Origin of the sequence: Micromonospora sp. HB375, from assembly GCF_017872985.1 — a bacterium.
GTDB classification, from domain to species: Bacteria; Actinomycetota; Actinomycetes; order Mycobacteriales; family Micromonosporaceae; genus Micromonospora; species Micromonospora chalcea.
Window position 1 is genome coordinate 313,542 of the sequence record NZ_JAGGJO010000001.1, and the last position, 23,807, is coordinate 337,348.

Below are 23,807 nucleotides of genomic sequence, written 5' to 3' on the forward strand. Positions count from 1 at the left end.
GGGCCTGCCGAGCCACCCTCAGTCCAGCTTCGGTTGTTCGTACAGTTCGCGGGCGGACAGGATCACCGCGCTGCCGTCTGCGAGGCGGACGGTCAGTGTGGTGGTGTTGCTGCTCGACTCATCGAGGCCTTCGGGGTACCAGGCGCCGAAGTAACCGTCGCGAACGGTTGCCCGCGCCGTCCGTGACGAATCGCCATCCTCGGTCCGCAAGTTGATCTCCACACTCGTCACCTGTGAGCCGACGTGTCCCGCCATGATCCGGACGTAGCCTTCGTCGGTGCGTAGCTGACCCCACGAGTACAGCTCGACACCCCCGGCGCCGAGCCGCTCGGTGCTGGTCAGCACGGTCAGGATGCTGGTATTCGTCACGTCCCCGTTGCGATCGCGGAAGCATGTCTGGCTTCCAGCCGGCGACACGGCGTTCACGTATGCGTACTCGCCGCGTTTTTCACCGATGACCACCCTTGCGACGCTCGCGTCCTGGGCAGGCAGGCATTTGCCGGCGATGTCGCGTGCCTCGGTATCCGAGATCGGACTCGGCTCGGGCGTCCACGACGCAAACGCGGGACCAGCGTTGAGAAATGTCAGGGTGAAGGCGACAGCGGCGGCGAGCGCTCCGGCCGCGCCGGCGATCGCCAGGCGAGGCCGACGGTGCGGTGTGCGCGCTGGTGCCGGGCGCGGTCGCCGATCAGTGGCGACGATCCGCTCGAGCAATTCTCGCGCGGGTTCCTGCGCGACGCGTGCGGGCACCGGGACGGCGGCAGAGCGGATTGTCCGGGCGAGGACGTCGTCGTGGGTCATGCGGAGCCTCCGCGTCGTGAAGGGCCGGCCGGTGCAGGGACGTTTGTGGGTTCGCTGATCGGCCGCTGACCAAGATGCTGACGCAGGCGGCGACGGGCGCGCAGCAGGCGCAAACTGAACGCGGGCCGGGAAATGCCCAGTACGTGTGCTGCCTGCGGCCCGGTGAGGTCTTCGATCGCGGTCAGCGTCAGCACTTCCTGATCGGCCGATGACAGGCGCTGCCAAGCCTTCACCAGGTCGACGCGGGTAGCCGCGAGGTCGGCCTCGGCGCTGCTCGGAGCATCGGATTCCTGGAGGACGCGAAGCGCGAGGCTCTGCTGCCGCTGGTCGCTGCGCTGCCGATTGTGCAGAACGTTGCGGGCGACGGTGAACAGCCAGGCGCGGGCCTCGCCGAGTGACTTCGGTACTTCGTCCAAGCGGCGCCACGCTATCAAGAACGTCTCGGCGACCACGTCTTCGGCAACGGCGAGGTGTGCACGGCGTTCGACGAAGAGCAGCAAATCGTCATACGCGGCCTCGAACAGCTCGCGGAAGGCGGAATCGGCCTCCGCGGTCGTCGGATCCACACCCTTCCTCGTGTTCGGCGCGTGGCGTCTGGTGCTCATAGTCGTCGCCGGTCCAATACGAAGCCGCGGATCAAGGGTGCGAGTGGGCGCTCGACGAAGCGATGGACAAGCCAGGCTGCCGCCAGCAGCCCAAGCACGGTGCCGCCGATCAGTATCGACGCGGGAAGGTTGGTTTCCTCGTACACGTTGCGGATCACGCTGTATCCAATGCGCGGGTGCAAGAGGTAGAAGGGGTAGCTGATGGCACCCGCAATGGCCAGCCAGCGCATTCTCACCCGGTCGGTGTAGCCGAGCGCGATGACGAGCATCAGAAGGTACACCCCGGTGAGCAGTACCGGTGCCGGCCAGACGGGCACCTCGAAGCCGGGCTTCAACTCCAGGGTCCGCCCGTACACGCGCTGCAGGCTGACCAGCCACGTGGCGAGTAGCAGCACCCACAGCCATGGATCGGATCGGTTGCGGCGAAGCAGGAACAGGGTGATTCCGGCGATGAAGTACGGCGCGAAGTCGGACATCACGACCTCGTCCAGGGCGGCGCCCCGGAAGACGGGCATGACCACGGCGACTGCTAGCCACACCGCGCCGAATATTTTTACTCCCCGCTCGGTCGGCTTGGCCGCAAGAATGCACGCCGCGATCAGATAGAACCGGAGCTCGATCCAGAGGGTCCAGTACACGGTGTCGACAAGCGGCGTGTTGAGGGGCTCCGCCAACATGGTCAGGTTGACCAGCACGCCCCACCCGTCCGGCAGAGGTGGGAAAGGCAGCCCGCCGCTGATCGGCAGCACTGCCGATACGGCTGTCGTGGTCAGCACGCACACCCAGAACGCCGGATAGAGTCGCGCGACGCGGGAGGCAGCGAACTCGCGAACGGTACGCCCCCAGCCGCTCATGAGGATCACAAATCCGCTGATCAGAAAGAACGTCTCGACTCCGAGGAAGCCATAGATCAGCACCGGTGCCGCGTCCGGCAGGAAGTATGCCGGCGGGCGCACGCCGTCCAACCTCCATGAGTCGCCGAAGTGGTATCCGGCCACCGCAAGAGCACAGATCAGCCGCAACCCGTCCAGCACGTACAACCGGGGCGCCCGCCCGGGAGGGCTGCTGACGGGCGGCGGCGTCGGCGCGCGGTCGAGCACCGCGGTCGTCATACTCTGCTCCTGTCCTGGATACACGACTGCATCCAGGACAGACATGTGCAGCACCGCGTCAAGTGCTACAGGTGATCACCGTCACGGGTGGTTCGACCGGATCTGGCGCCTCTGGCCTCAGCCGATGTGCAGCAGCAACACTTGGTCGTCGCGGAGTTCGGAGATGCTGTCGCGCAACAGCCTCAGCCCATCCAAACCGGCCGTGCCGCTCTCCTCGAAGTCCAGTCCCATTTCCTCGAAGTGGGCGGCCAACTCCTCCTCGCGGTGCCCGGCGGGGTCGAGCTGATCCAGGAACCGCTTGTGTGCGGGAGTGATGAGCACGGTCAGGTCGTGCACCTTGTTGATGGCCGCCGACTCGGCATCGAACTCCGACTGCTCCAGGTCGACGTCGCGCTCCTCCAGATAGCTCAAGACGTGCAGCATGCAGTACCCGGACCAGTCGTACTCCTCCCGCGGCTCGCGTCCGTGTTCGGCGAGGTAGGAGCCGAGTGATGACGACGATGTGCGGGCGAGGCGGGCCAACTCGGGGATGCTTCTCCTGGGAACCAGGGTCAGTGACGCGACAGCAGACAACGCACCCTCCGTCGTACGAACTCTGCCGGGCAGGCTACGGGGAGGGAGCGACAACGTGTCAGCGGATCGTTGGGGCGGCCGATGGCTCTACAGCCATCCGTGCAGCCAAGAAAGCCGCAGGCGCTGACGGCACCCGACCCATGTCGTAACCGCCTGTTACGTTGCGCCGCAGTTGGCCGGTCAGAGCAACCCCACGCAGACCCACGAGCCCGAGGTGAGCGGCCCGCATCCAATCCGCATCCCGCGTTGCGACCGCCTCGCCCAGCCGGTTGGCGACGGCGTCCAGGTCGTCACCGAACAGAGCCACGTACACCTCCAAGTGATGGTGCGGGGGAGCCGGACAAGACGGCGGCAGCGGCCCAGGCCAGCAGCAAGCCCATGGTCAGGCCGGGCGGCAGGTACCAGAACGTGAGGAAGCCGGCTGGTGGCGTCAACGGCAGTGCCGCGACGAGCGCCCATGCGACGCGGCGCGACAGCACGCCGCGACGCAGCCCCTGCAGCCCGCACCAGACGGTGCCCACCAGCGCCGTCAACAGGGCCACGAGGTCGAACAACCACCCGTACCCGGGGGTGCTGTATTCCAGGCCGATCGCGATGCCTGCGGTGAGGAGCCCGTACCTCGTGAGGCGGCGGGGCATCGCGGTGGCGTGGCCGGTGACCGTCCGGACGAGCGGCAGCGCCAGCAGCACGGACACGAAGAAGGGCCCGCGCCAGATCCACGCCGGCTCCCCACCGTCGAACAACGGCAGGTTCTCGGCCATCCATCGCGACGGAGCGGGTAGGGAGGTGACGGCTCGGCCGCCGCCGACCTCCCACTGCGTGGCCATCGCGGCGCCGAGCACCGCCGCGATCACCGGCGCGAGAACCGCCAGGACGCGCCGCCAGCGGGCGACCGGCACCTTGCCCTCGCCGCCGGTCGGGCCGGCGCGATCGGGTACGCGCTGCGGATGCTTCTGTCGCATCGGACGATCGTCATTGCGTCGCTGGGAATTCTCATCAGGGGAACAGCCGGGATCACCATCGGCGTATCGGCGGTCCACGTGGGTTGTCTCGGTCCGCGGCGGTCAGTGCGCCAGCAGGTCGATGACGCCCGTCAGGTCCTCCTCGCCGCTGCCCTCGGCCAGGCGGCGGCGCATCAGCTCGAAGTAGGGGCTGAGCAGTTCCTGGCTGACGCCCTGCTCTGCCGCGGTGCGCAGGAACGTCGGCGTGCCGGCCACCTGCATGGCGAGATTGGAGACGACGCCCTTCGTGTAGTCGCCGCTGCGCAGCTGGTCGGCGGTCTGGTGAACGGTCAGGGCCATCGCGACGAGCCAGTCGGCGAGCAGCGGGGCCAGCGACGCGGGGTCGATGTCCTCCCGGCGGATCAGGGCGAAAGCGTGCGCTGCCCCGGCGAACATGCCGTACATGGCGCTGAGCAGGGCGATGTCGTGCAGGGCGGCGAAGCCCGCGTCCCGGCCGACGTAGGTGGTGCCGGCGGGGACGGCGAGCGTCTCCCGGTGCCGTTCGAACAGTTCGCGGGAGCCGCTGTAGAAGACGTAGCCGCCGGCGTCCGGGACGCCGATCATCGGAGGAACGGCCATGATTCCGCCGTCCAGGTAGCGGGCGCCGCGCTCGCGGGCCCAGTCGGCCCGGGCGCGGGCCTGGGCGGGCGTACCCGTGGTCAGGTTGACCAGATCCCTGCCGGCCAGGTCGGCGCCGGCCAGCACCTCCTCGACCGAGGCGTCGTCCAGCAGGCAGACGACGACAAGGGTGTTCGCGGCGACGGCCTCGGCGGCGCTGTCGGCGACCGTCGCTCCCTCGGCGGATATCGCCGCGGCGCGGGCCGGGGTGCGGTTCCAGACGGTGAGCGGGTGGCCGGCGGCGAGCCAGGCGCGGGCCAGCGCGGCGCCCATCGCGCCGAGGCCCAGCAGCGTCACGGGCGTCTTCTCCACAGTGTCGTGTGCCATGCCGTTCAGGCTGGTCGCAGGCCCGCAGGCGATCAAGTACGCACTTCGGAGTAGGTGGTTACTCTGAGGTGAGCGAGCAGGTCGGAAGGGCGGGGCATGACGACGTTGAACCGGCCGGGCGCACCGGACGGCCATGTCTGCGGGATCGACGCCGCGATGGAGGTGATCGGGGGCAAGTGGAAGGTGCTGATCCTCTGGGCACTCCACGAGCACCCGTACCGCCGCTTCGGCGAGTTGCGCCGGCTGCTGCCGGGGATCACCGAGAAGGTGCTGGCCGCCCACCTGCGCGAGATGGAGGCGGACGGCGTCGTGCACCGGGTCTCCTACGACGAGGTGCCGCCCCGCGTCGAGTACTCGCTGACCGAGGACGGCGTACGCCTCAACGACGCGCTCGAACCGCTGGCCGCCTGGGGACGTGAGCGGCCGTCGAGGACCGCTACCGGCACGGCCGCCTCGTAGCGGCGGGCCCAGGCATCACCGCTGCTTCGCGCGCTGGCGGGCGGCCTCGTACAGCGCCACCGTCCCGGCCGCCGCCGCGTTCAGCGAACTGGCCGCCCCGACGATCGGGATGCGTACCATCCGGTCGGCCGCCTCCTGCCAGCCCTTGCTGAGTCCGTGCGTCTCGTTGCCGACGAGCAGAAGAGTGGGCCCGGTCAGGTCGTGCTCCGCTACGTCCACGTCGCCGTGTTCGTCCGTACCGATGATCTGGATCTGTGGTCCCGCCTTCCGCACCGCGGCGACCCAGTCGAGGACGGCGTGGTGGCTGGGGACGCGTACGGCCGGTACGGCGAACAGCGACCCGGTGCTGGCCCGTACCGCCTTCGGGTCGTACGGGTCGGCGGCGTGGCCGGTGACCACCACGCCGGACGCGCCGAAGGCGTCGGCGGACCGGATCAGCGTGCCGATGTTGCCCGGGGTCTTGGGGCGGTCGAAGACCACCACGAGCATGTCGGGCCCGACCGGGACGCGGGCCAGGTCATCATCGGGCTGCGCCACCACGGCCAGCAGTTCGGGGGACTCCTCCTCCTTGCCGCTGAGTTCCCGCATCAGCTCGGGCGCGAGCGCGACCCGCCGGGCGTCGGCGCGGTCGAGCAGTTCCCGGCACCAGCGGGACAACTGTTGCCGGTCCGGGTACAGCAGCGCCCGGATCTCCCAGCCCTGCTCCAGGGCGACGGTGATCGGGCGTACCCCCTGAACCAGGAACTCCCCGGAACGCTGGCGCTTGTTGCGGTTGGTCAGCAGCGCCTGCCACTGCTGGAAGCTCGCGTTCCGGGTGGTGATCGTCAAGGTCTTCGCCACGCAGCCGATTCAACCCCATCGGGGGTCGGCCCCGGGGTTGCGGGCCCCGGCGACGATGGCGCGGTGATCAACCGTCGGTCGTTCCTGATCCGCCTCGCATGCGTACTGCTGGTGGTCGGCGGCGGCGCGTTGCTGTGGTTGCCGTTCCACACCCAGATGGAGCTGGACGACTGGGCGGTGACGCTGCGCGAGCGGGGTACGCCCGCGCGGGCGGTCGTCGTCGACCAGGTGACGGAGAGCGGCGGCAACCGGAGTCCCTCGTCGAGCACCATGTACTTCAGCTACGAGGTGGACGGCCGGACGCACGCGCAGGAGGTGGCCTGCTTCGAGGTGTGCCGGGCCGCCGGAGCGGAGGTGCCGATCTGGGTGAACCCGGCGGACCCGGGTGACTTCGTGACCGACTTCGGCCAGCTCAGCGGCCACCGCGGCCGGGTGCAGGGCGTCCTCGGCGTGGTCGGCCTGGCCGTCCTGGGCGTCGGGGTGGTGCTGACCTGGTCCCAGATCAGCCGTCGGCGTGCCGAACGGCCGGGCCGGAACCGGACGCGCCGCGACCGGCCGCGCCGGGTGGAGCCGGCGACGGGCGGTCACGGGTACGTGGGCCGGGGCAAGCGCAAGCGCAACGTCCGGCCCTGACCACGGGACTCAGCGGTACAGGGTCTCCAGGTACGCCGGGCCGTAGTGGCGTTCCAGGTCGGCCAGGCTCTCCGCCGGGGCCTCCACCTCTTTGATCAGCCGGGCCCGGGTCGGCAGCACGTCCGGCTGCCAGGTCTCCGGCTGCCACAACTCGGAGCGCAGGAACGCCTTCGCGCAGTGGTAGAAGATCTGCTCGATCGCGACCTCGACGGCCAGCACCGGCCGGTGGCCCTTGACCTCCATGTCGGCGAACCACGGCGCGTCGGCGATCAGCCGGGCGCGCCCGTTGATCCGCAGCGTGTCGGTGCGGCCGGGAATCAGGAAGATCAACCCGACGTGCGGGTTGGCCAGGATGTTGCGGTAGCCGTCGGCCCGCCGGTTGCCGGGCCGCTCCGGAATCGCGATCGTGGTGTCGTCGAGCACCAGCGCGAAGCCGGGCGGGTCACCCTTGGGGGAGACGTCGCAGGTGCCGTCCGCGCCAGCGGTGGCGATCAGGCAGAACGGTGACGCGGCGAGCCACTCCCGGTCGCGTTCGTGCAGCGTACGGCGGTCCTTGGCGGCAGCGCGCGGCATCGGCGTGCCGATCAGCTCGCGTAGTTCGGCCTCGCTGGTGATCTCCCGGGTCGTCACGTCTTCCTCCCCCGTCCGTTGATCGTCACGACGGTTCCGGCCCGCGACGGGCCGCGTTCCGCCATGGTCAGCCTAGGAGAGCGCGTCGAGTGTCGGGTTTGCCCCCGAGGCCGGCGGGTAGGGACCGGTTCGCAGCGTGCGGCCGGACGTGACGGATGGAGGCCGAGATGGAGAGCCGGCTCAAGGTGCTCGGCCATCCCGTGCACCCGATGCTCGTGATGTTTCCGGTGGCGCTCTTCGTGACCGCCGTGATCTTCGACGTGGTGGACACCGTGGGCGGGCCCGGCTTCCTGGCCGAAGTCGCGTACTGGAACATCACCGTCGGTCTGATCGGCGGCCTGCTGGCCGCGGCGGCCGGGGCGTTCGACCTGCTCGCCCTGCCGGCCGGCACCCGCGCCAAGCGGGTCGGTGTCACCCACGCCGCCGCCAACGTGGCGGTGATCCTGCTGTTCGCCGCGGTCTGGGTGGTCCGGCTCAACGCCGACTCGCGGGCTGCCGGGGGCGCGCTCGTCGCCATCGAGGTGGTCGCCCTGGCGATCCTCGGCGTCAGCGCGTGGCTCGGCGGTGAACTGGTGGACCGCCTCGGCGTCGGCGTCGACCCGGAGCACGATCTCAACGCGCCCAGCTCGCTGCGACCCCCCTCGGCGACCCAGCGGATCGGAGACGCGCGATGACGGAACAGGGCAGCGGACGGGGCTGGCGTGGCCGCCAGCAGGGCTGGGACCCGATGGGCGAGCTCCAGTCGCTGCGCTCCGAGCTGAGCCGGCTGGTCGGCGGACGCTCCGGCAGCCAGGACGTGGATCTGGCCGAGACGGCGGACGGCTGGGAGGTGGTCGTCCGGCTCCCCGGTGTGGCGCCGGAGGAGGTGGCCGTCGAGCTGGACGACCGGGAGCTGTGCGTACGCGCCCGGTCGGAAGCCGAGGTCAACGCCGACCACGGCATCCCGGGCGGGTTCACCACGCGCGGCTTCGAGTACCGCGTCGACCTGCCGTCCCGGGTGGACCCGGACCGGATCGACGCGGTGATGGACCACGGCCTGCTCCGGGTGCGGTTGCCCCGGGCGGCCCGGCCCGCGCCGCGCACCATCACCGTCGGCCGCACCGGCCCGCGCGCGGGCGTCGACCGTACGCCGATGCCGGCCGACCCGGCCGCGGACCGGGAGCTGCACCACCCGGACACCGCGCTCGACGAGATCGACAGGCCGTAGGGGCCGCGTGACCAGCCCGTCGGGCGACTCCGACCCGCCGCGCCGCGACCCGGAGCCGTCGCTGCTCGGCCCGGTCGGCGAGCGTGTGCCCGACGTCGAGCGGATCGCCGTGCTGCGCGCCAACGCGCTCGGCGACTTCATCTTCGTGCTGCCGGCGCTGGACGCGCTGCGGTCGGCGTACCCGTCGGCGGAGATCGTGCTGCTCGGCGCGCCGTGGCACGCGGCGCTCTGGCGCGACCGGCCCGGCCCGGTGGACCGGGTGCTGGTGGTGCCGGCGGCGCCCGGCATCCGCGATCCGGGCCCGGGCGAGTCGCCGGGCGACGTGCCGGGCTTCCTGGCCGCGGCCCGCGCCGAGCGGTTCGACCTGGCGTTGCAGGTGCACGGCGGTGGCGCGAACTCCAACCCGCTGGTGGCGGGCCTGGGCGCGCGGGTCACCGCCGGCCTGCGGGCCGAGGGCGCGCCGCCGCTCGACCGCTGGCTGCGCTACGTCTACTACCAGCACGAGGTGATCCGCTACCTGGAGGTCGCCGCGCTGGTCGGCGCGCCCGCCACCACGATCACCCCGTCGCTGGCGGTCACCGCCGCCGACCGGGCCGAGGCCGCCGCCGTGCTCGGCCCGCCCACCCGGCCCCGGGTGGCGCTGCACCCGGGCGCCACCGACACGCGACGCCGCTGGCCGCCGGAATGCTTCGCCGAGGTCGCCCGCGCGCTCACCGGCGACGGGTACGAGGTGCTTGTCACCGGCACCCCCGCCGAGCAGGAGACGGTGGACGCTGTGGTGGCGGCGGCCGGCGTGCCGGTGCGTCCGCAGGTCGGCACGCTCAGCCTCGGCGCGCTGGCCGCCGCGTACGCGGACTGCGCGCTCGTGGTCTCCAACGACACCGGCCCGCTGCACCTGGCCGCCGCCGTGGGCGCGCCGACGGTCGGGGTGTTCTGGGTCGGCAACCTGATCAACGGGGCGTCGCCGCTGCGTGGGCGGCACCGCCCGATCGCCGCCTGGACCACCCACTGCCCGGTCTGCGGCGTCGACTGCACACCCGGGATCTACCCGCACCGGCCCGGCGACGGGGAGTGCCCGCACCGGGTGTCGTTCGTGGCCGACGTGCCGGCGGCCGAGGTGATCGAGGCGGCCCGCGAGCTGCTCACACCTCCGCCGTCGACTCGCTGAGCACCACTTCCCACGCCTCCACGTCCCGCTCGGTGACTGTGGTCGGCGACTCCAGGTGGTAGGCCCCGCTGGGCAGCACGCCGGCGCCGCCGTGGCGCTCCAGCACGGCGAGCTGGGCGGCGACGTCCTCGCCCTGGTGCCGGTCGGGCAGCCGCTCCCAGAAGTCGAAGCCACCGGACTCGACCAGCTTCGTCCGGTCGTAGAGGACGCAGCCGCCGATCCAGGAGACCTTGTACGCCCGCCACTGCCCGGGCGGCAGGTTCAGCTTCTCGGTGACGTGCAGCAGGTTCGCGGCCGGGTGGATCGACGCCCGATGCCACTCCGGCGTGCCCGGCATGATCCGTTCCGGTACCGGCCGTCCGGCCCACTCCTCGTAGTGCTGGTGCGTCTCCGGGCGGACGTCGTCGGCGTAGGAGAGCCCGTGCACCGCGTTGCCGACGAACCCGCAGCCCAGCTCGTCCAGCGCGGTCATCAGCCGGGACAGCGTGCCCGGCTCCAGCCACACGTCGTCGTCGAGGCAGAGCACCGCGTCGGCGGCCGACTGGGCCAGCAGGTAGCACCGGTGTTCGGCCAGGCCGCGACGGGGCAGCCGCCGGGTCAGCAGCACCGGATGCCCCCGGTGCCGCAGCGCCCGGACCATGGTGGCGGCGGCCGGGTGCGCGTACGCGGGCTCGCCGTCGGACTGGTCGCTGACCACCACCCCGAACCCGGGTACGCCCTCCTGCGCGGCCAGCCCGGACAGCGTGACAGCCAGTTCGGCGGGCCGATTGCGGGTGGGAATGAGCACGTCGAGGCGGCGGCGCTGCCGGAACTGCCCGGGCGTGCCCGGGTCGAGCGGTCGGGTCACGCCGGCCTGCCTTCGCCCACGGGGCTGTCCTCGCTCCGCTCGGTGCGTTCGCTCATGAGCGACTGGGCGCGGATCCGGTCGATGATCGCCGAGGTGGAGCGGTCCGGCACGTACCCGAGCGTGCGTACCTGCCCGCCCAGCCGCCGCACCAGCGGCGCCTCCGGCACCATCTCCGGCGGGTAGTCGCCGCCCTTGACGTAGACGTCCGGCCGGACCGCCTCGATCAGCCGGGCCGGCGAGTCCTCCTCGAAGACCACCACGTGGTCGACGCAGGCCAGCGCCGCCAGCAGCGCGATCCGGTCCTCGACCGGGTTGACCGGCCGGTCCGCGCCCTTGAGCCGGCGGACGCTGCCGTCCGAGTTGACCGCCACGATCAGCAGGTCACCGAGCGCGCGGGCCTGGGTCAGGTAGCGGACGTGCCCGGGGTGCAGCACGTCGAAGCAGCCGTTTGTGAACACCACCGACCGCCCGGCCTGCCGGTGCTCGTCCACCAGCGCGGCCAGTTCGTCGGCGCCGACCAGCGCCGGGTGCCCGCCGTCGTCCGGGCCGGTGCCGAGCGCGGCGAGCAGGTCCTCGCGGCGGCACACGCAGGTGCCGGTGTCGGCGACCGTGATGGTGGCGGCGAGCTGCGCGAGCTGGGCGGCGGTGGGCAGGCCGGCGTCGGCGGCGAGCGCCAGCGTCATGGCCGCCAGGTACGCGTCCCCGGCGCCCACCGCGTGACTGGCCGGGACCGGGGTGCTGTGGCTGCGCCGGGGCTCGCCCTCGGCGCCGCCGACCACCGCGCCCTCGGTGTCCAGGGTCACCGCCACCACGTCCGCGCCGGTGTGCGCGCGCAGCTCGGGCAGGCGCGACTCGGCCAGCACGGCCCGGTCCACGCCGGTGCCGGCGGTCGCGCTCACCGTCACGCCGGTGCCGGTGACGCTCAGTCCGTCCCCGGTCAGTGCCACCCGCTCCTCGCCGGGCGTCGGCTCGCCGGTCGGGCCGGTCGAGCCGCCGGACGTCGCTGCGGCGGGCGCGCCCGAGGTCGGGTGCGGGCTGCCCGGCGCACGGTCGCCGGACCCGCCGGGCGCCGCGCCGACCATCAGCTCGGACGGGCCGTCGGCCTCCGCCGGGTGGTCCAGGTGCAGGTCACCCCCATTGGGTACGGCGTTGCGCTCGCCGTGTGCGAAACCGGCGGCGGCGCGGGCCAGCAGCCGGGTGGCCTCGGCGAAGCTCGGCGTCACCACAGTCGGGTTCAGTCCACGCCAGTCGGCCAGGTCGTGCGCGTCCAGCGCCACGGTGCCGTAGCGGTCCCGGTTGGCGACCAGCCAGGCGCGTACCGCCGAGGGCAGGGCGCCCAGGCCGTAGTCGCAGACCACGAGCGTGAGCGGCTGTCCCGGGGCCACCGCGCGCAGCTCCTCGGTGGCGCAGTGCAGGGCGGTCAGCAGCCGTGCCACCCCGTCGTCGTCCAGCGCGTCCTCCGGGCCGCCGGAGTCCTCACGGAGCAGGATCTGGTTGCCGGCGAGCATCCGCCGCTTCACCGGCGTAGGCCGGCCGGGCTGGCTCACCGTACGGTCCCAGACCGCCGCGCGGTCCAGGCAGTCGTGCAGCTCGTCACCGGCCACGTCGGCACCGACCGGGGCGACGAGCGCCGCCCGTCCACCGAGCGCCGCCACGTTGACCGCCGTGTTGGCGGCGCCCCCGGCCGCGGAGATCCGCCGCCGCAGGGTGAGGACCGGCGCGGGCGCCTCGCGGCAGAGCCGCTCCGACTCGGCGAACCGCCACTCGTCCAGCATGGCGTCCCCGACGACCAGCACGGGACGCTGCTGCCAGCTCGCCACCACGGTGGCCAGCCGGCGCTCTTCCGCTGCTGCTCCTGCCATGCCTCTGCGGATCCCCCCGCGCCGTCGGGCCAAACGCGACGCGGGCCACCCGGTGCGCCCGGTTTCGCCGCATCGGCCGGGGGAACGGTGCAGACATACCCCGGAGAGGAGAGAAGAGCATGGCAGCGACACTTCAGGGCAAGCGCATCGCCTTCCTGGCCGCCGACGGCGTCGAGGAGGTCGAGTACACCCAGCCCCGGGAGGCGGTGGAGAACGCCGGCGCGCAGGTCGAGCTGGTCTCCCTCGACTCCGGCTCGATCCAGGCCTTCAACCACCTGGACCACGGCAAGCAGTACCGGGTCGACGTCACCGTCAAGGAGGCGGACGCCGGCGCGTACGACGGTCTGGTCCTGCCCGGTGGCGTGGCGAACCCGGACTTCCTGCGCGCGGACCCGGACGCGGTCCGGTTCGTGAAGTCGTTCTTCGACGCCGGCAAGCCGGTCGGCGTGATCTGCCACGGCCCGTGGACGCTGGTCGAGGCGGACGTGGTGCGGGGCCGCACCATCACCTCCTGGCCGAGCCTGCGCACCGACCTCACAAACGCCGGCGCGAACTGGGTCGACAAGGAGGTCGTCACCGACAACGGGCTGGTCAGCAGCCGCAAGCCGGACGACCTGCCGGCGTTCTGCGCCAAGATCGTGGAGGAGTTCGCCGAGGGCCGGCACGCCGCCTGAGGAAAGTCACAGGCCCACCGGGGGCATGATCCGCCCCCGGTGGGATAGGAAGCGGGATGACCGCCCAGACCGCCCCGCCCGCGCTGCCCGCCCGCCAGATCCGCCTGCTGATGTTCGGCCTGATGACCGGCATGCTGCTGGCGGCGCTCGACCAGACCATCGTCGGCACCGCCCTGCCGACGATCGTGGGGGAGCTGGGCGGCATCAACCACTACTCGTGGGTGGTCACCGCGTACCTGCTGGCGTCGACCGCCTCGACGCCGCTGTACGGCAAGATGGCCGACCTGTACGGACGCCGGCCGGTCTTCCTGTTCTCGATCGGCATGTTCCTGCTCGGCTCGCTGCTGGCCGGGCTGTCGCAGGACATGACCCAGCTGATCGTCACGCGCGGCGTGCAGGGTCTCGGCGCGGGTGGGCTGATGACGCTGGCGTTCACCATCATCTCGGACGTGGTCTCGCCCCGGGAGCGCGGTCGCTACCAGGGGCTGTTCGGCGCGGTGTTCGGCGTCTCCTCGGTGGCCGGGCCGCTCGTCGGCGGTTACTTCGCGGAGACCAACTGGCGGTGGATCTTCTACATCAACGTGCCGCTGGCGATCCTCGCCATCGTGGTCTGCTGGCACGTGATGCGGCTGGTGCCGTTCGAGCGGCGGGAGCACACGGTCGACTGGATCGGCGCGGCGCTGCTGGTGGCCGGCGTGAGCTGCCTGCTGCTGGCGCTGAGCTGGGGCGGCGCCGAGTACGCCTGGGGCTCCGGCGTGATCGTCGGCCTGTTCGCCGCGGGCGCGGTGCTGGGCGTGCTGTTCGTCGTCCAGGAGGCGCGGACCAAGGAGCCGATCCTGCCGCTGCGGCTGTTCCGCAGCGCCACGTTCGCGCTGGCGAACGCGGCGGGTTTCGTCCTCGGTCTGGTGATGTTCGGGTCGATCATCTTCATCCCGCTCTACCTCCAGATCGTCAAGGGCGCCTCGCCGACGCGCAGCGGTCTGCTGATGCTGCCGATGATGGCCGGCGTCATCATCACCTCGATCGTCACCGGCCGGGCGATGAGCCGGATCGGCAGGTACAAGTGGTTCCCGGTGGCGGGCGCGGCCGTGCTGGTGGTCGGCATGCTGCTGTTCCAGCAGCTGCGGGTGGCCACCTCGCTCTGGGCCGCGTTCGGCTACATGGTGGTGATCGGGATCGGGCTGGGCCTGTGCATGCAGTCGCTGATCCTCGCCGTGCAGAACGCGGTGAGCGTGCGCGACCTGGGCGCGGGCACGTCCTCGGCCACGTTCTTCCGGTCGCTCGGCGGCTCGTTCGGCGTGGCCATCCTGGGCGCGGTGCTGTCGTCCCGGCTCACCACCGAGCTGGCCGGCCGGCTGCCGGGCGCGCTCGCGCAGCTCCCGCCGGAGCAGCGGGCCGCGGTGTCTGCAGGCGGGAACTTCTCGATCAACGACCCGGCGGCCATCCTGGCCCTGCCCGCCCCGGTACGCGCCGCCGTCCAGGCCTCGTTCGTCGAGTCGCTGCACCTGGTCTTCCTGACCACCGGGCTGATCGCGATCGTCGCGGTGCTGGTCACGCTGGCCATGCCGAACCACCAGTTGCGCGGCACCGGTCCGCAGGGCGCCACCGGCGGCGCCGACCCGATCGGCGGCAAGGCCCCGGCGCCCGGCGGCAAGCCGCTGACGAAGGAGTCGAAGGAGGAGGCCGCCGCCGACATGGAGGCGAAGTCGCAGACGATGCTGTGACCGGCGGCTACTTGAGGATGAGCCGGTTGGTCTGCTCGAACACGTCCAGGTCGGCGAGTGTCTCGTGGACGCTCGACGAGAGCGGGTGCGGGAAGTCCGCCGGACGGAAGAAGGCGGCGTCGGTGGTCTCGTCGGTGAACCGGTCCAGCTCGCCGTCCCACTCGTCGACGCGGAACGCGGTGGTGAAGACCTGGTACGTGTGCCCGTACATGTTGGTGTGGGTGCGGTCCGGGCCGGTGTAGAGCGCGAACGCGCTGACCCGCAGCGCCCGCAGGCCGGTCTCCTCCCGCACCTCCCGGACCGCGCAGTCGGCGATCGACTCGCCCAGTTCCATGGCGCCGGCCGGCAGCGCCCACTGGCCGTTGTCGGAGCGCTGGATCAGCAGCACCCGGGCGGCGTTGTCGCGCACCACGGCGCGGGCGCCGACGAACATCAGGGTGCGGTCACCGGCCAGGGCGCGGAGCTGCCCCACGTACGAGTCGGCCCACGAGATGCTCACCCGGACAATCTACGCATCATCCGTGATCACCTCGGTGGTTCCGGGGGGTTCCGTAGATGTGACCGCCGCCACTACGTTGTTACCCATGCGTAGCACGATGATGGACGCCCCCCTCCAGGTCGCCCGGATCCTCGAACACGGCTCCACCGTGCACGGCGCGGCGGAGGTGGTCACCTGGACCGGCGCCGAACCGCGCCGGATGACGTACGCGGAGGTCGGCCGCGCCGCCGCCCGGCTGGCCCACGCGCTGCGCGACGAGTGCGGCGTGACCGGCGACGAGCGGGTCGCGACGTTCATGTGGAACAACAACGAGCACCTGGTGGCGTACTTCGCCGTGCCGAGCATGGGCGCGGTGCTGCACACGCTCAACATCCGGCTCTTCCCCGACCAGGTCGCCTACATCGCCAACCACGCCGAGGACCGCGTGGTGCTCGTCGACACCACGCTCATCCCGCTGCTCGCCCGGGTGATCGGCGAGATGACCACCGTGGCGCACGTGGTGGTGGTCGGCGGCGGCGACCCGGCCCCGCTGCTGGCCGCCGCCGGTGACCGGATCACCGTGCACCACTGGGACGCGCTGCTGGCCGACCGCCCCGACCACTTCGACTGGCCGGAGGTGGACGAGCGGGACGCGGCCGCGCTCTGCTACACCTCGGGCACCACCGGCCACCCCAAGGGCGTCGCCTACTCGCACCGCTCGATCTACCTGCACTCGCTCCAGGTCTGCATGCCGGAGGGCTTCGGGCTCGGGCCGAACGACCGCGAGCTGGCCATCGTGCCGATGTTCCACGCCATGTCCTGGGGCCTGCCGTACGCGGCCTTCCTCTCCGGCGCCTCGCTGATCATGCCGGACCGGTTCCTCCAGGCCGAGCCGATCGCCGCGATGATCGCCGCCGAGCGCCCCACGCTGGCCGGGGCGGTGCCGACCATCTGGACCGACCTGCTGGCCTACCTGGACGCGCACGAGGTGGACCTCTCCTCACTGAAGGAGGTCATCGTGGGCGGGTCGGCGTGCCCGCCGGCGCTGATGCACGCCTTCCACGACCGCTACGGCATCGACGTCATCCACGCCTGGGGCATGACCGAGATGTCGCCGCTGGGCTCGGTGTCCCGGGCGCCGGCCGGCGCGACCGGCGACGACGCCTGGCGCTACCGCTACACGCAGGGCCGCGTACCGGCGGGCGTGACCGCGCGGATCGTCGGTCCGGCCGGTGAGCCGCTGCCCGCGGACGGGACGTCGGTGGGCGAGCTGGAGGTGCGCGGGCCGTGGGTGACCGCCCGGTACATCGGCGACGACGTGCCGGAGGAGGAGAAGTTCCGGGACGGCTGGCTGCGGACCGGGGACGTCGGCACGCTCTCGCCGGACGGCTACATCACGCTCACCGACCGCGCCAAGGACGTGATCAAGTCGGGCGGGGAGTGGATCTCCTCGGTCGAGCTGGAGAACGCCCTGATGGCGCACCCGGCGGTGCTGGAGGCGTGCGTGGTGGGCGTACCGGACGAGCGCTGGGACGAGCGTCCGCTGGCCACCGTCGTGGTTCGCGAGGGCGCCTCGGTGACCGCCGAGGAGCTGCGGGACTTCCTGGCCGGCTCGGTGGCCCGCTGGCAGTTGCCGGAACGCTGGGCGTTCATCGACGCCGTGCCCAAGACCAGCGTCGGCAAGTTCGACAAGAAGGTGGTGCGTTCGCGGTACGCCGACGGCGGGCTCGACGTACGGGAACTGACCGCGTCGTAACGTTTCGGGGCGTACCGTCGCCTACACGGGCAGGAACACGTTTCCAACGGGCATTCCTCCCAGAGGGCGGCCCCGGCGTTCGCACCGCGCCGGGGCCGCCCGTCCGTTACGGGCTGACCCGCACCGTCATTGTTGCGAAACTTGTTCGCGTCTGTCCGGCTGTCGGGGAAATCCGGTCACCTACTCGTCCGCGGTGGTGACCAGCACCTTGCCCACCACGCTGTCCTGCACCGCCTGCTGCGCGGCAGCGGCGTCCGCCAGCGGATACCGATGCAGTGGCAGCCCGCCGTCCTCACCGACCCGGATCGCGCCCTGCGCCACCGCCGCCGCGATGTCGGTGACCGCCTGCGCCTTGGCGACCTTCGGCGCGGTGTAGATCAGCACGAACTGCCAGCGCGCGTTCGGAACCATCAGCGGCCGGATCGGCAACGTGATCTCGTCGCCGCCGTCGTCTGCGTACACGCAGACCGCCCCGCCGGTACGCAGCATCCGCACGTCGGCGGCGGCGTTGCGGGCGGCGGAGACCTCGACGATCGTGTGCACCCCGTCGGGCGCGACCTTGCGGACCTCCTCGACCACGTCCTGCTCGCGATAGTTGATCACGAAGTCGGCCCCGGCCGCCGCCGCGAGCTGCGCCTTCTCCGGGCTGCTCACAGTCGCGATGACACAGGCGTCGGCCCAGCTCGCGAGCTGGATCGCCGCGTTGCCCACCGCGCCCGCGCCGCCCTGCACCAGCACCACATGGTCGCTCAGCGCGCCCGCGTGCAGCTTGTCCGGCATGTACTCACCCGCGGTCAGGCAGCGGTGCGCGGTCATGAACGGGATGCCGAGCGCCGCCCCCAGATCGAACGACGCCGGACCGAGCGGCACCGCGTGCCGGACCGGAACCAGCGTGTACTCCGCGGCGGTGCCCCACGGCCGCTGCCACGCCGCCTCCCACACCCAGACCCGCTCGCCGATCAGCGTCCGGTCCACGCCCTCACCGACCGCCTCGACCACCCCGGCGCCGTCCTGGTGCGGAATCTGCCAGCCGCTCGGCAGCGGCCACGCCTGCCGGGCCTTCCAGTCGGTCGGGTTCACCCCCGACACGGCCATCCGCACCAGCACCTCGCCGGGGCCGGGCTCCGGCACGGGCCGCTCGACCACCTGGAGCACCGAGGCGTCCCCGCTGCGCTCGTACACGATCGCCTTCATCGCCGTCCCTCCGCCGTCCTTCCGGGTGCGCTACCCGGCAGCCGCCCGAACATGCGGCCCCGGGCGCACCCGGCCACCGTACGACGGCTCGTCAGGCGGCCGGCTTGAGCACGACCTTCGAGTAGCCCGGCTCTCGGCGGTCGAAGCGCTGGTACGCCTCCGGCGCCGCGTCCAGCGGCAACTCCTTGCTCACCACGAAGCTCGGGGTCGCCCGCCCCGCCATGATCAGGTTTCGCAGGTACGCATTGTAGGTCTTCACGTTCGCCTGCCCGGTGCCGATCCGCAGGCCCTTCTCGAACAGCTTGCCCACCTTGAACAGCAGCTCACCCCGGGCGGAGTGCTCGTCCGGGGCGCCCGGGTCCGCCGCGAGGTAGAGCCCGACCACGCCGATCGCCCCGGTCGCGCGTACCACCTCCACGAGCGTGTTCAGCACCAGCGCCGGCTGCTCCTCGCCGCTGGGCGCGGACGCCTGGTATCCCACCGCGTCCACGCCGTGATCGGTCCCCACCCCGGCGGTCCGGTCCCGGATCTGCTCGACCGGGTCGCCCGCGCTGAAGTCGATCGGGGTGGCGCCGATCGACTCGGCCAGCCGCAGCCGGTCCGGCACCCGGTCCACCACGAACACCTCGGACGCCCCGATCAGCACCGCCGAGTACGCCGCCATCAGCCCGACCGGCCCGCCGCCCATCACGGTCAGGTTCTCGCCCGGCCGCAGCCCGGTCATCGCCACCCCGTGGTAGCCGGTCGGAAAGATGTCGGCGAGCATCGCGTAGTCGTTCTCGTGTTCGGTGCCGGGCGGCAGCTTCAGGCAGTTGAAGTCGGCGAACGGCACTCGCAGGTACTCCGCCTGCCCACCCCGGTACGGCCCCATCGACACATAGCCGTACGCGCCGCCGGCGAAGCCCGGGTTCACCGTCAGGCAGAACCCGGTGCGTTGCTCCCGGCAGTTGCGGCAGAACCCGCACGCCACATTGAACGGCATCGAGACCCGGTCACCCACGCGCAGGCTCGTCACGCCCGGCCCGGTCTCGACGATCACGCCCATGTTCTCGTGGCCGAACACGATGCCCGGTTCGGCGGCCGTCCGTCCCTCGTACATGTGCAGGTCCGAACCGCAGATCGCGGTCGTCGTGACCTGGACGACCACGTCGTTCGGATCCTCGATCCGCGGGTCGTCGACCTCGTTGACGGCCACCTCGTGCGGCCCCTCGTACACCACAGCCCTCATGTCACCGACCGTAGGCCGGGTGGTGGCGGCGGGTGGGTGGTTCAGTCGATCCCCGCCACCACAGCGGGCGTGAGCGCGCCGATCGAGGGGAGCAGCACGGTCGCGAGCGCCTCGGCGTCCGGATCGAGCGGGTACGACCCGTGCGGCACCGCCACCACCCGGCACCCGGCGGCAGCCGCCGAACGGACCCCGTTCGACGAGTCCTCCACGGCCACGCAGCGGGCCGGGTCGACGCCCAGCCGCCCGGCCACCGCGAGCCACACGTCCGGCGCGGGCTTGCCCCGGGCGGTCTCCTCCGTCGACAGCGTCGCCCCGAACGAGCCGGCCAGGCCCGTCGCGTCCAGCGCTGCCGCGATCAGCCGGGTCGGGGAGGAGCTGGCCAGCCCGAGCGGCCACCGCGCGGCGATGCGGCGCACGACCTCCTCCGCCCCGTCGATCACGGGTACGCGCTGCGCGTACCGGCGGGCCATCTCGGTCACCACCTCGGTGGCGACCTGCTCGGCCGACCTGTCGACGCCCAGCTCACCGCTGAGGTACTCGGCCCACTCGCCGGTGCTCATGCCCATCAGCCGGCGCTGCGTGTCCGGCTGCCAGACGCCGCCGTGCTCGGCCACGTACGCGCGCCGGACCTCCTCCCAGACCGGCTCGGAGTCCACGATCACGCCGTCCAGGTCGAAAAGCACCGCGTCCACCATGCCGCCATCCTGCCCCAGCCGGCGGCCCGGCTCACCGTGGCAGCGCGGCTCCGACCGACCGCTGTGCCGGCAGGCCGATCGGCGCCTTGGCCGGGATGATCGTGCGGCAGCGGGTAGCGATCGGCTCCAGCAGGTCCCGCAGCCGGGCGGTACGTTCCGCGCCCAGCGCCCGCCACGGCCCCGCAGCGGCCCGGTCGGTGGCCTCCTCGACCGCGCGGAACGTCTCCGTGGCGTACGGCGTGGCCGTCCGGTCGGCGGTCAGCCAGCCCTTCTCCACCAGCCGCTCCTCGGCCGCGGCCCACTGCTCGTCGGTCCAGCCCCGGGCGGGCTGGTGGAACTCGCGGGACTGGTCGACCCGGCACCGCCAGGCCACCACCTCGGCCGGTTCCAGCCCGGTCGTCACCAGCGCCGCCACGTGGCCGTCACCGCGGTGCTCGCGCAGCGTGGTGGCGGCCTGCCAGAGCCGGGCCAGCGGGTACTCGCCCCGGGGCAGTGCGGCGTTCACCGCGCCGAGCACCCGCCCGGCCGTGTCCACCCGCGCGGCCGCCTCCTCCAGCAGGTCGGCGGCCTCGACCAGATGCGACTCGGGCAGCTCGTAGGTGAACTCGGCGAGCGCCTGCACACCACCGGTGAGCCGCGCCCGCAGCGCCTCCTCCGGGGTGGCCAGACGCCACACCGACGGCAGCGCGCGGGCCACCATGGCCGGCGCGAAGCTGAAGAACGCCGCGGTCACGGCGGGCGCGTCGACCGCGCCGAGCGGCGCGGCCCGCCCCGCGAAGTAGCCGCGCCAGTAGCCGCGCAGCCCGACCGCCTCAAACGCGGTGCGGGCCCGCGGGTGGAAGTAGGTCACCGCGTGGACCGGCTCGTACAGCGTCCACATCTGCCGGGTCGCCCCGGCCCCGTCCAGCGCCGCCACGTGCACCTCCGCGTCGGTGAGCAGATCACCGCGGACGGACGTGCCGCCCGCGGTGACCATGAACCTACTGCCGCAGGGTGACCGGACGGAAGCCTGGAGTGAGCTACTGCGCAGCCAGCACGTCGACGACGAAGCGCAGCGGCCCGGCCGGGCGGCCACCGGCGGCGTCGTTGCCGTACGCCAGATCGGCCGGCAGGTCCAGCTGCACCCGGCTGCCCACCGGCACGCCGACCAGGCCCTGGTCCCAGCCCTTGATGACCTGGCCCACGCCGATCTGGAAGGTGGCCGGCTGGCCGTTGTCCCAGGACGCGTCGAACTGCTTGCCGTCCTTGTAGAACACGCCCACGTAGTTGGTGGTGATGTTCTGCCCGGCCTTCACCGCCGGCCCGGTGCCCTTCACCAGCGTGGTGACGGTGAGCTTGGTCAGCTCGCCGGTGCCGGCCTGCACTGTCGGCTTGGTCTTCAGCGCCGGGTCGATGCCGGCGGGCAGCTCCGGAGCGGGCATCTCGGTGGGCTCGACCGGGGCGGTGGGGCTGGCCGAGGAGCCGGCGGTGGCCGCCTTGTCGTCGTCCCCGCTGTTCAGCCAGACCAGGCCACCGACCAGGGCCACCACGGCGAGCACGCCGACAGCCGCGCCGAGCATCGACTGCCGGCGGCGACGCGCCTCGGCGGCCTTCTTCTCGGCCAGCTGGGCGGCCAGCCGCCGCCCTGCCTTGGTGGCCGGGGCGGCCTGGCCCTCCGACCGGTTCTCCACACGCTCGCTCACGTCGACTCCCTGCAGGGTGGGTGGGTGCGCCCCCGGCGGGCCGCCGCCGAGGCCAGCGCACACGGTACCCGCCCGGAGCCCCAGCGTGCCCATACGCCCGCACCGATCAGGACACGGAGACCGATACGGGGGCACCGCACAGGGTACGTTTCGGGCATGGCGATCCTCAGCGAAGAAGACCTGGCCCTGCTCGGCGAGCCGCAGCTCGCGCACGTGGCGACGATCGAGGCCGACGGCACCCCGCACGTCACCCCGGTCTGGGTCGACACCGACGGCGAGCACATCGTGTTCAACACGGCCAAGGGGCGGCAGAAGTACCTGAACATGGCCCGCAACCCGGTGGTCGCGGTGTCGGTGGCGGACAAGGCCGACGACTTCCGCACGCTCTGGATCAAGGGCACCGTCGAGTTCGTCACCGAGGGCGCCGACGAGCACATCGACCGGCTGGCGAAGAAGTACCTCGGCCAGGACACGTACCCGTGGCGGCGCCCCGGCGAGGAGCGCGTCATCGTCCGGGTCACCCCGACCGAGAAGCTCGGGCGAGGCTGAGCGGTCCGGCCCCGCCCTCCACCGAGGGCGGGGCCCCGGCCGTACGCGCGTCAGGCGCTCTTCTTCGCGGCGGCCTTCTTCGCCGTCGTCTTCTTGGCGGCGGTCTTCTTGGCCGGTTCGGTCTTCTTCTCCGCCGTCTTCTTCGCGGGGGTCTTCTTGGCGGCCGTCTTCTTCGCCGGCTCGGCCTTCTTCTCGGCCGACTTCCGGGCCGGGGCCTTCTTCGCGGCCTTCTTCGCCGATCGGGCCGACGAGATCGGAGTCGGCTCGGCCCCACCGCCGGACGGCGCCTCGCCCCGGGCCGCCCGGGCCCGCTCCACGGATGCCTTCAGCGCGGCCATCAGGTCCACCGCGGCGGCCGGCGCGGCCTCTTCCTCCTCCGGCTGCACCACCTCGCGGCCCTCGACCTTCGCGTCGATGACCTCCTGCAACGCCGCCCGGTAGTCGTCGGTGAAGGCGTCCGGCTCGAACTCGCCGGCCATCGAGTCGATCAGTGAACTGGCCATCGCCAGCTCCGGCGGGCGTACCTTCAGGTCCTCGTCCAGGAAACCGAAGTCGGGCCGGCGGATCTCGTCCGGCCACAGCATGGTGTTGAGCAGCAGCACGCCCTCGCGGACCCGCAGCGTCGCGAGCTGCTCCCGCTGGCGCAGCGCCACCTTGACGATCGCCACCCGCTCCGAGTCGGACAGCGCGTCGCGCAGCAGCACGTACGGCTTCGTCGCCGAGCCCTCCGGCTCCAGGAAGTACGCCTTGTTGTAGAGGATCGGATCGACCTGCTCGGCCGGTACGAACTCCAGCACGTCGATCGCGTGCGACGTGCTCAACGGCAGGTCGGCGAAATCCTCGTCGGTGAGGATGACCATCTCGCCACCACCGATGTCGTACCCCTTGGCGATGTCGTCGTAGGTGACCTCCTCGCCGCAGACCGAGCAGGTGCGCTTGTAGCGGATCCGGCCGCCGTCCTCACGGTGCACCTGGTGGAAACGGATGTCCTTCTCCTCGGTGGCCGAGTAGACCTTCACCCCGATCGACACCAGGCCGAACGACACCGCTCCTTTCCAGATCGCCCGCATACCCGCGCTCCTCTCCCCGGTTGACCACCAGAATCGCAAACGATCGAACGGGACGCACGCGCTTCCGCACCCAA

The 23,807-nt window shown here is 72.0% G+C and carries 26 protein-coding genes; 9 read left to right on the forward strand and 17 right to left on the reverse strand.

Annotation, left to right across the window (positions count from 1 at the left end; genetic code table 11):
- Positions 1 to 18 precede the first annotated feature (18 nt).
- The 6 genes from J3R08_RS01575 to J3R08_RS01600 all read right to left on the reverse strand — a co-directional run bounded on the left by J3R08_RS01575 (position 19) and on the right by J3R08_RS01600 (position 5,037).
- Entirely contained in the window at positions 19 to 801 is a 783-nt protein-coding gene (locus J3R08_RS01575) for a hypothetical protein (protein ID WP_069088066.1), read from the reverse strand.
- Complete coding sequence (locus J3R08_RS01580) at positions 798 to 1,367, reverse strand: RNA polymerase sigma factor (RefSeq protein WP_233514595.1); 570 nt, start codon at positions 1,365 to 1,367, stop codon at positions 798 to 800. Before J3R08_RS01580 ends, J3R08_RS01575 begins: the two co-directional genes overlap by 4 nt.
- 35 nt (positions 1,368 to 1,402) lie before the next feature.
- A complete protein-coding gene (locus J3R08_RS01585; protein WP_209959712.1) occupies positions 1,403 to 2,518 on the reverse strand; it encodes an acyltransferase in 1,116 nt (371 codons plus the stop codon).
- 117 nt (positions 2,519 to 2,635) lie between these two features.
- Positions 2,636 to 3,040 carry a hypothetical protein gene (locus J3R08_RS01590; protein ID WP_157539202.1) on the reverse strand — a complete coding sequence of 135 codons (405 nt, stop codon included), beginning with the start codon at positions 3,038 to 3,040 and terminating at the stop codon, positions 2,636 to 2,638.
- 341 nt (positions 3,041 to 3,381) lie between these two features.
- A complete protein-coding gene (locus tag J3R08_RS01595) occupies positions 3,382 to 4,053 on the reverse strand; it encodes a hypothetical protein (RefSeq protein ID WP_209959714.1) in 672 nt (223 codons plus the stop codon).
- Between the two features lie 102 nt (positions 4,054 to 4,155).
- Positions 4,156 to 5,037 (reverse strand): NAD(P)-dependent oxidoreductase, encoded by an 882-nt coding sequence (locus J3R08_RS01600; protein ID WP_209959716.1) that lies wholly within the window; start codon positions 5,035 to 5,037, stop codon positions 4,156 to 4,158.
- A gap of 96 nt (positions 5,038 to 5,133) precedes the next feature.
- Here J3R08_RS01600 and J3R08_RS01605 point away from each other — a divergent pair, with 96 nt between their 5' ends.
- Positions 5,134 to 5,496 carry a helix-turn-helix domain-containing protein gene (locus J3R08_RS01605; protein ID WP_043327213.1) on the forward strand — a complete coding sequence of 121 codons (363 nt, stop codon included), beginning with the start codon at positions 5,134 to 5,136 and terminating at the stop codon, positions 5,494 to 5,496.
- A 15-nt stretch (positions 5,497 to 5,511) separates the two neighbouring features.
- Here the strand turns inward: J3R08_RS01605 and J3R08_RS01610 are convergent, their stop codons facing one another.
- Complete coding sequence (locus J3R08_RS01610; RefSeq protein WP_209959717.1) at positions 5,512 to 6,336, reverse strand: TrmH family RNA methyltransferase; 825 nt, start codon at positions 6,334 to 6,336, stop codon at positions 5,512 to 5,514.
- Between the two features lie 63 nt (positions 6,337 to 6,399).
- Between J3R08_RS01610 and J3R08_RS01615 the strand changes: the two genes are divergently transcribed.
- Positions 6,400 to 6,969: a DUF3592 domain-containing protein gene (locus J3R08_RS01615; protein WP_280841766.1), complete on the forward strand. Its 570-nt coding sequence runs from the start codon at positions 6,400 to 6,402 to the stop codon at positions 6,967 to 6,969.
- 9 nt (positions 6,970 to 6,978) lie between these two features.
- Here the strand turns inward: J3R08_RS01615 and J3R08_RS01620 are convergent, their stop codons facing one another.
- Positions 6,979 to 7,599: a pyridoxamine 5'-phosphate oxidase family protein gene (locus tag J3R08_RS01620; RefSeq protein ID WP_030503779.1), complete on the reverse strand. Its 621-nt coding sequence runs from the start codon at positions 7,597 to 7,599 to the stop codon at positions 6,979 to 6,981.
- Between the two features lie 167 nt (positions 7,600 to 7,766).
- Here J3R08_RS01620 and J3R08_RS01625 point away from each other — a divergent pair, with 167 nt between their 5' ends.
- The 3 genes from J3R08_RS01625 to J3R08_RS01635 are packed head-to-tail and all read left to right on the forward strand — an operon-like array spanning position 7,767 to position 9,974.
- A complete protein-coding gene (locus tag J3R08_RS01625; protein WP_030503780.1) occupies positions 7,767 to 8,273 on the forward strand; it encodes a DUF2231 domain-containing protein in 507 nt (168 codons plus the stop codon).
- The gene (locus J3R08_RS01630) at positions 8,270 to 8,806 is read left to right on the forward strand and encodes an Hsp20/alpha crystallin family protein (RefSeq protein WP_043327210.1); all 537 of its coding nucleotides are present in this window, start codon (positions 8,270 to 8,272) and stop codon (positions 8,804 to 8,806) included. Before J3R08_RS01625 ends, J3R08_RS01630 begins: the two co-directional genes overlap by 4 nt.
- Before the next feature lie 7 nt (positions 8,807 to 8,813).
- A complete protein-coding gene (locus tag J3R08_RS01635; RefSeq protein ID WP_209959719.1) occupies positions 8,814 to 9,974 on the forward strand; it encodes a glycosyltransferase family 9 protein in 1,161 nt (386 codons plus the stop codon).
- Here the strand turns inward: J3R08_RS01635 and J3R08_RS01640 are convergent.
- Both J3R08_RS01640 and rfaE2 read right to left on the reverse strand, forming a co-directional pair.
- Positions 9,949 to 10,821 (reverse strand): glycosyltransferase family 2 protein, encoded by an 873-nt coding sequence (locus tag J3R08_RS01640; protein WP_043327209.1) that lies wholly within the window; start codon positions 10,819 to 10,821, stop codon positions 9,949 to 9,951. The genes J3R08_RS01635 and J3R08_RS01640 overlap by 26 nt on opposite strands.
- Positions 10,818 to 12,683 (reverse strand): D-glycero-beta-D-manno-heptose 1-phosphate adenylyltransferase, encoded by a 1,866-nt coding sequence (rfaE2, locus tag J3R08_RS01645; protein ID WP_069088078.1) that lies wholly within the window; start codon positions 12,681 to 12,683, stop codon positions 10,818 to 10,820. Before rfaE2 ends, J3R08_RS01640 begins: the two co-directional genes overlap by 4 nt.
- 119 nt (positions 12,684 to 12,802) lie before the next feature.
- On the opposite strand from rfaE2, the gene J3R08_RS01650 reads away from it, so the two are divergent.
- Positions 12,803 to 13,357 (forward strand): type 1 glutamine amidotransferase domain-containing protein, encoded by a 555-nt coding sequence (locus tag J3R08_RS01650; RefSeq protein WP_043327208.1) that lies wholly within the window; start codon positions 12,803 to 12,805, stop codon positions 13,355 to 13,357.
- A gap of 56 nt (positions 13,358 to 13,413) precedes the next feature.
- Positions 13,414 to 15,081: an MDR family MFS transporter gene (locus J3R08_RS01655; RefSeq protein WP_064448866.1), complete on the forward strand. Its 1,668-nt coding sequence runs from the start codon at positions 13,414 to 13,416 to the stop codon at positions 15,079 to 15,081.
- Positions 15,082 to 15,088: 7 nt separating this feature from the next.
- On the opposite strand, the gene J3R08_RS01660 is transcribed toward J3R08_RS01655, so the two are convergent.
- Entirely contained in the window at positions 15,089 to 15,580 is a 492-nt protein-coding gene (locus J3R08_RS01660) for an NUDIX domain-containing protein (protein ID WP_030503787.1), read from the reverse strand.
- A gap of 100 nt (positions 15,581 to 15,680) precedes the next feature.
- Here J3R08_RS01660 and J3R08_RS01665 point away from each other — a divergent pair, with 100 nt between their 5' ends.
- Positions 15,681 to 17,315, forward strand: a complete 1,635-nt coding sequence (locus J3R08_RS01665; protein ID WP_176722787.1) for a fatty acid--CoA ligase — start codon at positions 15,681 to 15,683, stop codon at positions 17,313 to 17,315.
- 180 nt (positions 17,316 to 17,495) lie between these two features.
- Here J3R08_RS01665 and J3R08_RS01670 read toward each other — a convergent pair whose 3' ends face one another.
- From J3R08_RS01670 to J3R08_RS01690, 5 genes are all read right to left on the reverse strand, one after another.
- Entirely contained in the window at positions 17,496 to 18,509 is a 1,014-nt protein-coding gene (locus J3R08_RS01670) for an NADPH:quinone reductase (RefSeq protein WP_187693349.1), read from the reverse strand.
- A gap of 91 nt (positions 18,510 to 18,600) precedes the next feature.
- Complete coding sequence (locus J3R08_RS01675) at positions 18,601 to 19,737, reverse strand: glutathione-independent formaldehyde dehydrogenase (RefSeq protein WP_166455730.1); 1,137 nt, start codon at positions 19,735 to 19,737, stop codon at positions 18,601 to 18,603.
- 41 nt (positions 19,738 to 19,778) lie between these two features.
- Positions 19,779 to 20,432: an HAD family phosphatase gene (locus tag J3R08_RS01680; RefSeq protein WP_209959721.1), complete on the reverse strand. Its 654-nt coding sequence runs from the start codon at positions 20,430 to 20,432 to the stop codon at positions 19,779 to 19,781.
- A gap of 31 nt (positions 20,433 to 20,463) precedes the next feature.
- The gene (locus tag J3R08_RS01685; protein ID WP_209963961.1) at positions 20,464 to 21,312 is read right to left on the reverse strand and encodes a hypothetical protein; all 849 of its coding nucleotides are present in this window, start codon (positions 21,310 to 21,312) and stop codon (positions 20,464 to 20,466) included.
- Between the two features lie 139 nt (positions 21,313 to 21,451).
- Positions 21,452 to 22,207: an FKBP-type peptidyl-prolyl cis-trans isomerase gene (locus tag J3R08_RS01690; RefSeq protein ID WP_245254651.1), complete on the reverse strand. Its 756-nt coding sequence runs from the start codon at positions 22,205 to 22,207 to the stop codon at positions 21,452 to 21,454.
- 63 nt (positions 22,208 to 22,270) lie between these two features.
- Between J3R08_RS01690 and J3R08_RS01695 the strand changes: the two genes are divergently transcribed.
- Positions 22,271 to 22,663 carry a PPOX class F420-dependent oxidoreductase gene (locus J3R08_RS01695; RefSeq protein WP_043327192.1) on the forward strand — a complete coding sequence of 131 codons (393 nt, stop codon included), beginning with the start codon at positions 22,271 to 22,273 and terminating at the stop codon, positions 22,661 to 22,663.
- Between the two features lie 50 nt (positions 22,664 to 22,713).
- Here J3R08_RS01695 and J3R08_RS01700 read toward each other — a convergent pair whose 3' ends face one another.
- Positions 22,714 to 23,733, reverse strand: a complete 1,020-nt coding sequence (locus J3R08_RS01700; RefSeq protein ID WP_209959724.1) for a Ku protein — start codon at positions 23,731 to 23,733, stop codon at positions 22,714 to 22,716.
- Positions 23,734 to 23,807: the final 74 nt, after the last annotated feature.

Coding starts and splice junctions, on each gene's coding strand:
- rfaE2 (WP_069088078.1), bottom strand. CDS start 12,683: ATGGCAGGAGCAGCAGCGGAAGAGCGCCGGCTGGCCACCGTGGTGGCG.
- J3R08_RS01625 (WP_030503780.1), top strand. CDS start 7,767: ATGGAGAGCCGGCTCAAGGTGCTCGGCCATCCCGTGCACCCGATGCTC.
- J3R08_RS01665 (WP_176722787.1), top strand. CDS start 15,681: ATGGACGCCCCCCTCCAGGTCGCCCGGATCCTCGAACACGGCTCCACC.
- J3R08_RS01595 (WP_209959714.1), bottom strand. CDS start 4,053: ATGCGACAGAAGCATCCGCAGCGCGTACCCGATCGCGCCGGCCCGACC.
- J3R08_RS01685 (WP_209963961.1), bottom strand. CDS start 21,312: ATGTGGACGCTGTACGAGCCGGTCCACGCGGTGACCTACTTCCACCCG.
- J3R08_RS01700 (WP_209959724.1), bottom strand. CDS start 23,733: ATGCGGGCGATCTGGAAAGGAGCGGTGTCGTTCGGCCTGGTGTCGATC.
- J3R08_RS01600 (WP_209959716.1), bottom strand. CDS start 5,037: ATGGCACACGACACTGTGGAGAAGACGCCCGTGACGCTGCTGGGCCTC.
- J3R08_RS01670 (WP_187693349.1), bottom strand. CDS start 18,509: ATGAAGGCGATCGTGTACGAGCGCAGCGGGGACGCCTCGGTGCTCCAG.
- J3R08_RS01695 (WP_043327192.1), top strand. CDS start 22,271: ATGGCGATCCTCAGCGAAGAAGACCTGGCCCTGCTCGGCGAGCCGCAG.
- J3R08_RS01605 (WP_043327213.1), top strand. CDS start 5,134: ATGACGACGTTGAACCGGCCGGGCGCACCGGACGGCCATGTCTGCGGG.
- J3R08_RS01675 (WP_166455730.1), bottom strand. CDS start 19,737: ATGAGGGCTGTGGTGTACGAGGGGCCGCACGAGGTGGCCGTCAACGAG.
- J3R08_RS01650 (WP_043327208.1), top strand. CDS start 12,803: ATGGCAGCGACACTTCAGGGCAAGCGCATCGCCTTCCTGGCCGCCGAC.
- J3R08_RS01680 (WP_209959721.1), bottom strand. CDS start 20,432: ATGGTGGACGCGGTGCTTTTCGACCTGGACGGCGTGATCGTGGACTCC.
- J3R08_RS01585 (WP_209959712.1), bottom strand. CDS start 2,518: ATGACGACCGCGGTGCTCGACCGCGCGCCGACGCCGCCGCCCGTCAGC.
- J3R08_RS01690 (WP_245254651.1), bottom strand. CDS start 22,207: ATGGGCACGCTGGGGCTCCGGGCGGGTACCGTGTGCGCTGGCCTCGGC.
- J3R08_RS01655 (WP_064448866.1), top strand. CDS start 13,414: ATGACCGCCCAGACCGCCCCGCCCGCGCTGCCCGCCCGCCAGATCCGC.
- J3R08_RS01575 (WP_069088066.1), bottom strand. CDS start 801: ATGACCCACGACGACGTCCTCGCCCGGACAATCCGCTCTGCCGCCGTC.
- J3R08_RS01630 (WP_043327210.1), top strand. CDS start 8,270: ATGACGGAACAGGGCAGCGGACGGGGCTGGCGTGGCCGCCAGCAGGGC.